We start from the raw sequence: 11,284 nt of genomic DNA, 5'->3' as shown, positions 1-11,284 counted from the left end.
AGGGGGCCACCAGGCTCCATTCCTCGTCCGTCACGTCGGAGAGGTAGGCTTTCCTCTTCATCGCTGCAGTCTATAGTCGTTAACACGCTCTAGCCCTAAAAAGCCCTGAAGCGCTAAGGTAAAGGTATGGACCCGGACGCCAATCGCGGGCAGGACCCGGCCAATTCTGACCCCTTCTCTAGCCTTGTCCGCCGTATCGAAACTTGGCGGAGAAGAATTCTCATGCGGTCCACGGTGGAAGCAGGTGGGTGGCTTATGGGTTTTACAACCGGCTTCGCCGAGGGGTTGAAGGCCAAGGAAAGTTCGGGAGAGCCTAACCTTCCCCCACCTCTCTCCAACGTTCCCCCGTCCAAAGTGTGGGACACGGCCCGCTCCAACTCGTGGAGGGGTGCTTGGGAAATCCTCACGGAACGCGGTGCGGACCTTGGGATCTGGCTCTGCGGGGAAGGAGAAGAAAAACTCCTAGCCCGACCTCTCGACGAAAAGGACCTCCACAGCTTCATCTACGGGTACGAGGAGGGCCTCCTGATAGGGCTTGCCATTGGGAAGCACCATCCTTGGGGGTAAAGGCTCCTTTCCCTCCCGCACCGGGTTCTATCCGCCTTGCCCTCTAGGCCCCATCTTCGCCTTGACGTCTCGCCGGAACGGGTGGCGAGCGCCTTAGAGGTCCAAGGCCACCTCAAACGTAAGGGGCGGGGAGTGGGTTTCGGGCTAGGGCTAGGCTAGCTGCGCCTTTTGACTCAAAAGGGAGGGGAGCGTGGGGCCCCCACGCTCCCCTGGAGACGGCCTCAGTTGTCGCCGTAGAAGGGGCTTTGCCGGTTTTGCGGGTTGGCCCAGTTTTCCCCAAAGAAGAAGTCCTGGGCGTTGTTATCGGTATCCTTACCCGAGGGCAGGCGCTTCCAGCTGATCTGGCCTGGGGGGTTAGCGGTGGGGCCGTCGGGAATGCCCGCCCCTTCAAACTGCCCGCTCGCGGCAAACCCCACCAGGTCCACCACCCGCCCCTGGGCGTCCAGGAGGCGCACCGCCCGGTTATCCCCGATGCCTGTGGTGTAGGTCTGGTCTGGGGGCACGCTCAGGCTGTAGCCCCCAGAGGCGGTGTTGGCCAGGAGGTAGTACTGGCCGGGCTCCAGGGTCACGCTGGCCAAGATGGCCCGGTCCCCCCAGGAAGTTCCGCTCCAGCCTTGGAGTTTCCATCCCGTGAGGTCCACCGGGGTGCAGGAGCGGTTGAAGAGCTCGATGAACTCGTCGTTTCCTCCACTCGGCCCCCGGAAGCGGAACTCGTTGATGACCACGGGAGCCCCCTCCGGGGCGCAGGTGGCTCCTCCCGTGCCGGGTCCACCCCCCGAGGGCGGGGCGTCGGCGGTGAGGGCCAGGGCCAGGAGGAGGGGGTCGTGGTCGCTGGAACGGTAGGGGTCGGGCGCATAGCGGTCGTCGGCTTTGTAGGCCAGGGTGTAGTCCAGCACCCGGGGCTCATCGGCGTTGATGTGCCAAACCAAAGCCCCCCGCACCTGGGCGGTGAGGCTCGGGGTGGCGTAGGCGTGGTCCAAAGCCCCGGTCAGCCCCTGGAAGACGTAGGTGTAGTGCCCGCGGAGGAGGGGGCTAAGGCCCCGGTCCCTGAGGAGGACCAGGGGGTCCTCCTCCTCGTAGGCGTTGAAGTCCCCCAAGACCAGCACGTCGGGGTCCATCGCCTTCAGGGTGCCCTCCACCCAGTCGGCGAGCTCCCGGGCCTGGGCGGTGCGGCGCCCGTTCCAGCACCCCTGGCCCGTGTCGGGGTCGGAGGCATCGCAACTGCCCTTGCTCTTGAGGTGGACGCTCACCGCGGTGAAGACCCCGCCTGTGGCCTTGTCGCGGAAGGCCTGGGCCAGGGGGTAGCGCTCGAAGGTGGCCGAGGCCAAGGCCAGGGGTTCTCCTACCCGCTCCACCCGGGAGGGCTTGTAGAGAAGCCCCACCTTGATGGCGTCGCACCCCAGGCCCCCCTGGGGGTCAGGGACGTAGGCGTAGGTGCCTGGGCCCAGGCGCTCGTTCAGGGCCTGGACCAGGGCCTCGAGGGCCTCCGCACCGTTGTTCTGCACCTCCTGGAGGGCCACCACGTCCGCATCCAAGGCGCTAAGGGCCGCCACCAGCTTGGCCTTCTGCCGCTCCCACTCCTGGGCGCTTTTAGCCCCCCGGGGCTGATGGCTCGCGGCACATCCTGGCGGGGTGAAGGTGCCGGAGAAAGTGGTGAACCAGTTGTGCAGGTTGAAGGAGGCCACCTTCAAACCCTCCCCGAGGCTTGGAGCCGGCGGCCTGGGGTTAGCGGTTGCAAAAGGAGGTTCCTGGGTGGGCTGGAGCCGGTAGGCCCCAAAGCGCCACTCCAGGATCCCCTCCGCCTGAAGGAGCCGGTCCCCCACCCGCAGGGTGCCTCCTGGGGTCAGGTAGGGGATGGGGTTGGGGTTCTGGGCTGTGGAGCCATCGTCCAAGACCAGGGTGTAGCCGGAGTAGAGGGGCCTCGAGGGGTCCACCTGGGTGGCGGGGTCCCCGTCGGCGTTGGGGTGGGGGAGGCGGAAGGGAGCCAGGGTCACCTGCCCGTAGCGCCCCAGGTCGTAGACCTCGGTGACGGTGAGCCCCTCCACCCGCACCCGCATGCCCTCGTAACGTTCCAAATCGGCCACGGGCAGGGTCAGGGTCACCGCCTGGGGCAGAGCCATCTCCCCGCAGACCTGCACGCTGTTCTGCCGCACCTGGGTCAGGGTGCCCAGGGTATCCCCGCTCGCCGCGTACTCGGACACCGGGCCCACCACCTGCACGTACTGGCCCACGGCTACGGACAGGCTGCTGCTGGCGGCGTAGACGAAGAGGCCGTCGGAGGTCTCCGGGTCCCCGTCCCCCCGAGGGTCTTGGATGAAGTAACCCTGGAGGCCGGGAAAGACCGCGGTCACCACCCCCCGCACCGCTACCGTCTGCCCCACCAGGGGGCTCCGGTCCCCTCGGCCCTGCACCTCGTACGTGGCCTTGAGGGGTGCGGCGGGCGCAGGGCAGGCGTACTCGGGGGCAGGCACGAAGGGAAGCTCCACCCGCACCTCCGCCCCCTGGGTGCGGAAGGCCTCCTCCCGGGAGCGCACCTCCTGGCCGCCCGCCTGGGCCACCAGGACCAAGCGGTAGCCCAAGCCCTGGGGCAGGTGCAGGGCTCCTCGCCAGAGGTCCCCTTGGGGGAAGAGGGGCACCTGGTAGCGGTTCCTCAGGTCCAGGGGCCTCAGGGACTGGGGCACCAGGGGGGTCTCCGGCGTGATCTCCGCCACCAGGCTCGAGGTCCCCTCCGGTGCCCCGCTCACCGCAAGCTCCACCCGGGCCAGGTCCGGCCCCGGCTCGATGACGATGGGGGTTTCCGGCTCCAGCACCTCCAGGGTGAGGCTCTCCTGCGCCGCCAGGCCGGCGCTGTTCTCCACCCGCACCGTGAGGGTATAGGCCCCGGCAGCGGTGTAGGTGTGGGCTAGCTCCTGCACCGCCTGGCGCCCAGAAAGGGCCAACTCGCTTCGCGCCCCGTCTCCCCACTCCACCACGAGGCGGGTGAGGGCTACGCCCCGGTCCTCGGGGTTGGGGTCTTGGGCCACCACCCGCAGGGCATAGGCCTGGCCCTTTTCCACCTGGGAAGCCCCTTGGAGTTCCACCTGTGGGGGCTGGTGGGCTACAGCCTGCAGGGATACCCGCACGGCAAGGGGCGCCTCGGACAGGTCAAAGGAGGCGCTCCCCTGGCGCAGGAGCATCCCCGAGGGGCTTCTCGCCTCCACCAAGAGGGCCACCCCCCGGCCCGTGGGCACCCCCTGGAGCGTCCCTTGCCCCCCGGGCAAAGCCGCCATGGCCCCGCCCGCCTTGGCCAGATAGCTCTCCCCGGGGGCGGGGTTTTCCACCTCCACCTGCACGTCCGAGGTGAGGCGGAAAAGCCTAAGGCGCACCTCCTGCCCCGGGGTCACCCGCTTGCGCTCGTGGGCCTTGTAGAGGACCACGCCGCCTGGGGCGTCCAGACCCCGGGCCACAAAGGTGTGCTCCCCTGGCCCAAGGCGCACCCGGGCCGTCCAGACCTCCCCCTCCTTGGCCACGGCCTGGGGGGTGCCGTTCACCTCGAGGGTCACCACCTGCACCGTCTCGGGCGCGTTCAGCACCCGCACCGCCGTTTCCCCCGCCTGGGGGCGTTGGCCCGTGCAGGCTCCCAGCAGGGAGGCTACCGCCAACAGTCCCAACCACCGCGCTCTCATACCGTTCCTCCACCACCTCGTTTCACCGCAGCGCCTCTGGCAGACGCACCAGCCAGAGCCGGGAAGGCCCCTCCTTACCGGTGATGGCGAAGTCGTTGTCGTCGGCGAGGGCCAGGGTGCGCCCGTCCTCCAGGAGGGCCACCCCCTCCAGCTTGTCCGTGTCAAAGGCCGGGTGGCGCCAGGTCTCCAGGAGGAGGCGCCTTTCTGGCAGGCGGATGCCCAAGGCGGCGTAGTCCGTGCCCGCCTTGTCCAGCTCGGGGCTATCCCCCTTGGGGTGGTCCAGGAGGTTGGTGGCGCGGCTAAAGTCCACCAGGTAAATCCGGGCCCCGCCCTCGGCCCGCTCCAGGAGGAGGATTTTCTCCCCCTCCACCCAGCTGGCGGCGGAGAACTTCATGTCCCGGGGGCGGTTGGGCTTGGGGTAGTCCTTGGGGTCGGAGAAGGGCACCAGGTAAAGCCCCGTCACCCGGGCCCTTAGGGGGTCGGAGACATCCAGCCGCACCGCCCGGGCCACCAGGCTCCCGTCGAAGGCGGGGTCACGGGTGGAGCCAATGGGGCTTTGCAGCACCGCCCAGGCGGTTTTCCCGTCCCCGGAGAGGGCCAGGTTCTCCAGGCCGCGGTTGTTGCGCCTAAGGGCCAGGACCTCTGGGAGGATGTCCCGCACGGGGTAGCGGGCGGGGAGGCGCACCCCTTTGGGGGTGTAGCGCACCAGCACCCGGCCCCGGGCGTCGGCGAAGAGGACGGAGGGGGAGTTCTCCTCCACCAGGAGGTAGCCCCGGCCGTCGGGGAAGGCGGCCACGTCCTCGGTGTCCACCCCGCTCGGGTCCAGGGGGAGCTTCTCCTTGCACTCCGTGCTGGCGAAGGGCACGTCCTCTCCCTCCCGGTTGGGCAGGCCGGTGAGGGGGGCCCCGCCGGGGGTGCGCAAGGGGAGGGGGGCCTCGAGGCGGATGGTCTTGGTGGCCTCGTCCAGCCGGAAAGGCAGCAGCACCGGGGCGAAGCGGGGTAGGGGGAAAAACTTGCCCCCAGGGCAGTCCCCGTTGGGGCCGCGGTCGGTTAGCCCTAGGAAGCGCCCGTTCCCCAGGTAGAAGAGGCCCGAGCCCAAAGCGGGGCGGTCGGCCACGGGCCAGCCCCGCCGTAGCGCCTCATCCACGTCCTCTTGGCGCAGATGGGGGTTGAGGGCCCGGATGGGGGTCGGGGGAAGGCTGTAGACGCCCACCACCTGGGCGCCTTCCGGGCCCGCCCCACGGGCCTCGAAAAGCCCCAGTAAGCCCAAGGTCACCGCCATCAAACCCATAAATCCTGCAACAGGTTTCCAGCGCTCCATACGTCACCCAAGGGCAGGTTAGCTTTCTCAGGTCAGGGGAGGGTCAGGCCGCAGACGCGGCTAGGGGTGGGCTCTTCCTCTTGCTCCCGGGGCATTTATCGCCCCCTCCCCCCTCGAGGGCCTTCCAGGCCTTTCTAGGGCCGGTCCCTTTCCAAAAACCGCGGGTAGGCCCCGCCCCGTGCCCATCCCTTGTCCCCGGGGGTTGCATGTGGTCGCTTCAAATACGACAATAAGCTCATGACCCTACCCGCCACCCCCCTGGCCCGGGCAGAACTGGTGGCCCAAGGGCTCCCGAGGGAAGCCCTGGAGGAGGTCCGCAGAAGCCTGGAGCTCACCCAAGGGGAACTGGCCCAGGCCCTGCGCACCACCCCCAGAACCCTGCAGCGCCAAGGCCCGAGGCTCACCCCCGAGCTCTCCGACCGCCTCTACCGCCTCTACCGCCTCTGGGAAAGGGCCCTTCTCTTCCACGGGGACGAGGCCCGGGCCCGCCGCTTCCTCAAGGCCCCCAATCCGGCCCTGGGGGGCCGGAGGCCCCTGGACCTCGCGGGCAACGAGGCGGGGCTGGAAGCGGTGTTGGACCTCCTGGACAACCTGGAGGAAGGGGTCTACCTCTAGCCCATGCGGGCCTACCGCCTGGTGAAGGAGGCCCACGCTCCGGAGGCCCTCAGCGGGAGGGGTGCGGCCCTAAGGGGCGGGCGCTGGAACCCCAAGGGCTTCCTTGCGGTCTACGCCAGCGAGCACCTGGCCCTGGCGGTCCTGGAGTGGCTGGCCTACGCCCTGGAGTTTTCCTCCTTAAGGGGCTACGTCTACTTCCGCCTGGAGGTACCCGAGGCCCTGATCCGCGAACCCGAGGCCCTGCCCCCGGACTGGCGGAACCTGCCCTACCCGGCCTCCACCCAAGAAGTGGGACGGGCTTTCCTAGAAGCGGGCGAGGGACTGGCCCTGCGGGTGCCTTCCGTCCTGGTGCCCGAGGGGTGGAACCTGGTCCTCAATCCCCGCCATCCTGCCTTCCGGGAGGTGCGGGTGGAAGGGCCTTTCCCTTTTGTTCCCGATCCGCGCCTCGAGGGCCTCTGGGCCCGGGCAAGGGGGCTGGGGGGCTAGCCTCAGGCTCCGGACCTGTCCTTCGCGAAAGAGAGCTTTCGCGAAAGAAGCTGGGCCCCCCGCCCCCACCTGACTTTTTTGGAAAAGCATAGGCCCTAGAAAGGGCATAAGGGCACCTCACGCGATGCCCCCTGTCTTCTCCCCCTGGGTTCCAGAAGGACCTAAAGGCTTCCTCCGCCTTTCTCGCTGCCTCTGCGGTGTAAAGGAGGGCCGTTCGCAGACCCTCGAGGGTGTGCCAGGGGAGGATGTCCTTCGGGGTCCGCTCCTTCCGGATGGCCTCATCCCGGAGCTCCAGGATGCGCCGAAGCCCCTCGAGGCGCTCCGGGCGCACCTCGAGGGGCTCTAGGTAAACAGCCTCAGTAGTAGCCGCCCGTGGGGCTTTTGCGGGCCAAACCCTGTTCCCTGACCCAAACCTTCAGCGCCTCCCCCACCTCCCCAAGGTACGGGCTGCTCCTGCGACCCAAGGGCTTAGGCAGGTAGCCCTCGTAGTCCAACTCCGCCTGGAGGTTCGTTTGGGGTAGGGGTCCCAAAGAGGTTCATTTGGAGTGTAGGGGCCCCAAAGAGAAGGTTGAGGAGGGCCACGGCCTGCTCAGGGGTGAGCTTGAGCTCCTTCATCTGGCACCTCCTATGCCTTCCCGAGGGGCCGGAAGACCCCCAAGGTCAGAAGGCAAAAGGGCCGGGGATGGCCCGGCCTCGCGAAGGTCAGCTGGTCAGGGAGGAGGCAGAACCCCCAGAAGTTCTTCCCAAAGCGCTTGTGCCTGCTGGTGGAGGGCTTTGGCCTCCTCCTCGGAAGGGCAAAGGTAGCGGGCCTTCCAAGCCAGCCGCGTAAGCTCACGGTGGATCTTCCTTGCCCGCCGGGGTACCCCCGCCTGCTTCATTCGGCGGTAGGCCGCCTCGTAGCTCTCGGGGAAGGGATCTTCCCCTGCCCGGGCAAAAGTCCAGCCCAGGAGGAGGTGGTGGGTTGCGTGGGCCAGAAGGACCGCCGCCCACTCGGGGGCCTCCCGGGCCAGCCCTTCCGCGAGCCCCGCATCCCGCAAGGCCCGGGTGCGGTGGGCCTCAGGGCTGGGCATCAAGGTACGGGCTGTGCCCGTGACGGACCTCGGGCACCAGAAGGACAGCCACCCCCAGGTCCAGGGCGTCTTCCAGGTCCAGGAAGGCCTCCTCCAGGCGGTCCAGGGCCTCTTCCGGCACCCCCTCCCGGTAGGTGGCCTGGCCGTGGAGCCCGTCCTCGCTGGCGTAGATCCGGTACGCCCGCACCACCCCCCGGGCCTGGGCCTCCTCCAGGAGGGCCTCCCCCCGGCGGGCCGCCTCCAGCACCTTGGGGGGCAAGGTGGCCTGCATCCCCTTCATGCTACCTCGCTCCGCCGCGGCTCGAAAGGTGGCGTACCCAGGCACCACCACGGTAAGCCCTTCCCAGAGGTCATAGCGTTCCCGTAACGCCTGTGCTTTCCGTCAAGGCAGAACCACAAGCCCCTACCGCCAAGAAAACCTCGCAGGCGATCTCTGAAAAAGCCTCCTGGACCAGGAGCTTGGTCACGGGCGCAGCCCGTATCTTGGTCACGGGCGCAGCCCGTATCTTGAGGAGTCCACTGGTCCCCAGGAAAGGCCCGCCTACCTGCGGGCTCCCTTGGGGCAGTCCAAGGTTCGCCTCTAGCCCATACCCTCCTCATCTCCGGGTCGGTTGGTTGCCGCCCTATGCGGATTCTAAGGGGTGGCTGCTTAGGGCCCTGGCTTTCGATCACGAGGTGAGAGTCCAACCGGGTGCTGGGGGGCGTCCGGCCCGGGAGGCTTGAGGGTACCCGTTGGGTCAAGACAGGGAAACTGCTAGGGAAAACCGACATAAGGCCCTTAGCCCGCAGGCTGGCAAGGCTTGCCAGCGTTTGCGGATCGCGGTGTAAGACTGGACAGCCAGAATCCCGTCTAAGCATCCGCACGCAAAGGTTGCCCCACCGGTCAAAGCCAAAGCGGCGCGCTCATGGCCTCTTTGGGGCCCCCGTCGTGGCGCAAGCCACGACGGGTTGCTTAGCGCCTCAGCCCCCGTGCCCGGGCCCTGAGGCCCTCGAGGCGCGGATCGGGGACAAAGGGGGAAAAGCCCTTCCACCTGCACCCCCCGGGCACCACGCCCCCAGGAGCAGCCCCCCGCCCGCCTCCGGGAAAGCCCGTCCCCGATAGAAGCTGGGCAGGCCAGGTGTTCGCTGGTGCAGGCCGCGGGGAAGCCCTTGGGGTTCCGGTGCTCGCCCCTTCCGGTGAGGGCCTCCTTCACCGGGCGGTAGGCCTGGGCCTCATCCCCATGGAACGGGAGCCCTTGGGCCACCGGCTCTCCCCAGGCCAGGGGGGTTATCTCAAAACTTGCATGTATCTTCAAGCTGGGTTGGGAGAGGGTACCCGCCGCAAACCTCGCCGGGCCTAAACGCCCGTGAGGGTGTTGGGCGGCCACCTGACCCGGGCCTCTCCCGCACGGCAACCTGGCCCCAAGCGGCCGTATCCCACATGCTCGGTACCCCAGGACTAAACCCTTCGGAGGTGAACCGCCCTCCACGCAGGTATAGACGTGAGCAAAGCCCACCTGGACCTCGCCCTCCTCGCCCCCTCCCCCCAGCGCACCCTCCGCTTCCCCCTCCTGGAGGCCGGCCTCCCCATGGCCGCCGTCAACCCCCGGCAGGCCGCCGCCTTCCGCCAAGCCTCTGGAAGGCACAACAAGAGCGACCGCCAGGACGCCCTCCTCCTCGCCCAGCTGGGGCGGGTGTATGGGGACACCTTGCTCCGGGCCAGGCTCCCCGAGAGGACCCTGCGGGCCCTCAAGGCCCTGGTGGGCTACCGGGACGACCTACGGCGCCGGGTCCATGCCATCGAGCGGCGGGAGTCGGCCCTTTGGATGGGACAGGGGGAGGTGCTGCCCTTTCTGGAGGAGGAGCTTTCGGGGGTGCGGCGGCTTCTGGAGGAGGTGGAGGGGCGGATCCGGGAGCTTGCCGCGGGTGGCGGTGCGGCACGACGAGGGGATGGGGGCGTTTTACCGGCGGCTGCTTTCGCGGGGGAAGAGGAGGAAGCAGGCCTTGGTGGCCGTGCCCACAAGCTTTTGCGGCGGATGATGGGGGTGCTACGGGAGTTCTACGAGAGGCAGGGAAGGAACATCCCCTCAGCCTCTCTCCCCGCTGGATAAACAACACGGCAACACAACCGTGGGAGGGGTGCGGAGTGTGGGTTCTGGGTGCGGAATGTGCTTTTGCGGGAAGATGCTTGCCAGGTGCGGGGGCGTGGGGGTGGGGTGCTGGCGGTTCTACGGGCGCACTTGGTTTCGCGGTTGAACCGGAAAGGGGTTCGCCGGAAGAAGGCGGCCTTGGAGGTTTTCTCCTTCAACCCCGTTGCCGCTCTTCGGTTCCTGGGGCTCTATGCAGTATAGCGGTCAAGTCTGAGTTCTGGGAGAATCGCAGGAAAAGGAAGCCCCGAGGATGCTATACTCAGAGGCTGTCGTAAAAGTCCCCCACCTCCCCTTACGCGGCCCTCGCCAGCCGCTTCACCAGCAAGCGTAGCATGCCCAAGTACAACCACGCCTCACTGACGGAAGGATGCTGCTCGTAATCCTTGCTCAACCTCCGGTTCCTCCCCAACCACGCAAACGTCCGCTCCACCACCCACCGCTTGGGCAACGGCTTAAAGCCCTCTACCCGGGGAAGCTCCGGCACCTCCTCCCCCTCCCGCACCCACACCCCCCNCACCTCCTCCCCCTCCCGCACCCACACCCCCCGCACCCCGGCGTAAGGATGGGCCACCACCTCCAGCTCTAACCCCAGAGCCTCCAAAAAGCCCCTCAGGCCCCGGTAGCCCCAGTCCCCATACACCTTCCTCACCCTCGGCCACAGACCAAGGTCCATCCCCTCCAAAACCGCTTTCCCACCCCACTTGTCGTGTTCGTTGGCCGGGTGAACGTACACCCGGAGCATCCTCCCCCCGGTATCCACCACCACCTGGCGTTTCCGCCCCTTCACCCTCTTGGCCCCGTCGTTGCCTCGGGGCCCCCCTTTTCCGTGGTCTTCACCGATTGGCTGTCCACCACCAGGGCGCTGGGAGAGGCATACCGCCTTTCTCTTTCCCGGTCCCGCCGGACCAGGGCCTGAGCTGCCCTCTCCCAAACCCTTTCTTTCTGCCACTTGCGGAAGTAGTGGTAGACGGTGGACCAGTGGGGTAGGTCATGGGGCATGGCACGCCACTTGATGCCGTTTTCCAGAACATACAGGATAGCGTTGACGATTTCTCGGCGAGGCACCTTGGCCGGGCGACCCCCGGGCTTGGGGGCAGGGATCAGGGGCTCAAGGATGGCCCATTCCTCATCGCTGAGGTCGCTGGGGTAAGATGTGCGTGTCCTCTGCACCCTTCAAGGATACAAGACTTTTACGACAGCCTCTCAGAACTTGCACTCATTCATCTCCCGCATACCCATGCGCCCGGGGACCACTTGAAAAGGGCCGCCGGGTTCCCTTCGGATGAAGGGTGCCATGCACCAGACGGCCCAAGCTCTACTCTGGACCCTCCTAGCCCTCCTGCCAACCCCCCACCTCCGGGAGTCCCTCAAAGCCCTGCTCTATCTCCTCCTCACCGGCCACGGCAAAGCCAGGCCCCAGCACAGCAAGAC

General features: G+C 67.7%; 10 protein-coding genes and 3 pseudogenes. 6 read left to right on the top strand and 7 right to left on the bottom strand.

The features are described from left to right. Positions 1-126 precede the first annotated feature (126 nt). Complete coding sequence (locus L1087_RS13050) at positions 127-567, top strand: hypothetical protein (RefSeq protein WP_234559303.1); 441 nt, start codon at positions 127-129, stop codon at positions 565-567. Between the two features lie 221 nt (positions 568-788). Here L1087_RS13050 and L1087_RS13045 read toward each other — a convergent pair whose 3' ends face one another. Together L1087_RS13045 and L1087_RS13040 are read right to left on the bottom strand one after the other, a co-directional pair. After that, a complete protein-coding gene (locus L1087_RS13045; RefSeq protein ID WP_234559302.1) occupies positions 789-4,232 on the bottom strand; it encodes an ExeM/NucH family extracellular endonuclease in 3,444 nt (1,147 codons plus the stop codon). A gap of 22 nt (positions 4,233-4,254) precedes the next feature. Further along, on the bottom strand, positions 4,255-5,553 hold the full coding sequence (locus L1087_RS13040) for an esterase-like activity of phytase family protein (protein ID WP_234559301.1): 1,299 nt from the start codon (positions 5,551-5,553) through the stop codon (positions 4,255-4,257). 237 nt (positions 5,554-5,790) lie between these two features. On the opposite strand from L1087_RS13040, the gene L1087_RS13035 reads away from it, so the two are divergent. Further along, positions 5,791-6,168, top strand: coding sequence for an antitoxin Xre/MbcA/ParS toxin-binding domain-containing protein (locus L1087_RS13035; RefSeq protein WP_135260250.1), 378 nt, complete (start codon positions 5,791-5,793; stop codon positions 6,166-6,168). A 3-nt stretch (positions 6,169-6,171) separates the two neighbouring features. Then, positions 6,172-6,654 carry an RES family NAD+ phosphorylase gene (locus L1087_RS13030; RefSeq protein WP_234559300.1) on the top strand — a complete coding sequence of 161 codons (483 nt, stop codon included), beginning with the start codon at positions 6,172-6,174 and terminating at the stop codon, positions 6,652-6,654. Between the two features lie 356 nt (positions 6,655-7,010). Here the strand turns inward: L1087_RS13030 and L1087_RS13025 are convergent, their stop codons facing one another. The 3 genes from L1087_RS13025 to L1087_RS13270 all read right to left on the bottom strand — a co-directional run bounded on the left by L1087_RS13025 (position 7,011) and on the right by L1087_RS13270 (position 7,995). Beyond that, complete coding sequence (locus L1087_RS13025) at positions 7,011-7,184, bottom strand: hypothetical protein (RefSeq protein WP_234559299.1); 174 nt, start codon at positions 7,182-7,184, stop codon at positions 7,011-7,013. Positions 7,185-7,364: 180 nt separating this feature from the next. After that, positions 7,365-7,724 carry a hypothetical protein gene (locus L1087_RS13020; protein WP_234559298.1) on the bottom strand — a complete coding sequence of 120 codons (360 nt, stop codon included), beginning with the start codon at positions 7,722-7,724 and terminating at the stop codon, positions 7,365-7,367. Then, positions 7,711-7,995, bottom strand: coding sequence for a hypothetical protein (locus L1087_RS13270; RefSeq protein ID WP_267964945.1), 285 nt, complete (start codon positions 7,993-7,995; stop codon positions 7,711-7,713). The genes L1087_RS13020 and L1087_RS13270 overlap by 14 nt, the downstream gene beginning before the upstream one ends. A 1,204-nt stretch (positions 7,996-9,199) precedes the next feature. Between L1087_RS13270 and L1087_RS13010 the strand changes: the two are divergent. Together L1087_RS13010 and L1087_RS13355 are read left to right on the top strand one after the other, a co-directional pair. Then, positions 9,200-9,814: pseudogene (locus L1087_RS13010) on the top strand (IS110 family transposase). 42 nt (positions 9,815-9,856) lie between these two features. After that, positions 9,857-10,054: pseudogene (locus tag L1087_RS13355) on the top strand (transposase); the annotation flags it as partial. Between the two features lie 91 nt (positions 10,055-10,145). On the opposite strand, the gene L1087_RS13265 reads toward L1087_RS13355, so the two are convergent. After that, complete coding sequence (locus L1087_RS13265) at positions 10,146-10,640, bottom strand: transposase (RefSeq protein WP_326490735.1); 495 nt, start codon at positions 10,638-10,640, stop codon at positions 10,146-10,148. Continuing rightward, positions 10,637-11,023, bottom strand: coding sequence for an IS5 family transposase (locus L1087_RS12995; RefSeq protein WP_038045814.1), 387 nt, complete (start codon positions 11,021-11,023; stop codon positions 10,637-10,639). Before L1087_RS12995 ends, L1087_RS13265 begins: the two co-directional genes overlap by 4 nt. 124 nt (positions 11,024-11,147) lie before the next feature. On the opposite strand from L1087_RS12995, the pseudogene L1087_RS12990 reads away from it, so the two are divergent. Further along, positions 11,148-11,284 (top strand): annotated as a pseudogene (locus tag L1087_RS12990) (transposase); the annotation flags it as partial.

The sequence above is a fragment of the Thermus tengchongensis genome (assembly GCF_021462405.1).
Classification (GTDB): Bacteria; Deinococcota; Deinococci; order Deinococcales; family Thermaceae; genus Thermus; species Thermus tengchongensis.
The sequence above is the reverse complement of the archived record's forward strand: the minus strand, read 5'-3'. Positions and strand labels throughout refer to the sequence as shown.

Bases quoted from the DNA above. Each gene is read 5' to 3' on its own strand.
- L1087_RS13050 (WP_234559303.1), top strand. From the start codon at position 127: ATGGACCCGGACGCCAATCGCGGGCAGGACCCGGCCAATTCTGACCCC.
- L1087_RS13045 (WP_234559302.1), bottom strand. From the start codon at position 4,232: ATGAGAGCGCGGTGGTTGGGACTGTTGGCGGTAGCCTCCCTGCTGGGA.
- L1087_RS13270 (WP_267964945.1), bottom strand. From the start codon at position 7,995: ATGCAGGCCACCTTGCCCCCCAAGGTGCTGGAGGCGGCCCGCCGGGGG.
- L1087_RS13020 (WP_234559298.1), bottom strand. From the start codon at position 7,724: ATGCCCAGCCCTGAGGCCCACCGCACCCGGGCCTTGCGGGATGCGGGG.
- L1087_RS13030 (WP_234559300.1), top strand. From the start codon at position 6,172: ATGCGGGCCTACCGCCTGGTGAAGGAGGCCCACGCTCCGGAGGCCCTC.
- L1087_RS13040 (WP_234559301.1), bottom strand. From the start codon at position 5,553: ATGGAGCGCTGGAAACCTGTTGCAGGATTTATGGGTTTGATGGCGGTG.
- L1087_RS13035 (WP_135260250.1), top strand. From the start codon at position 5,791: ATGACCCTACCCGCCACCCCCCTGGCCCGGGCAGAACTGGTGGCCCAA.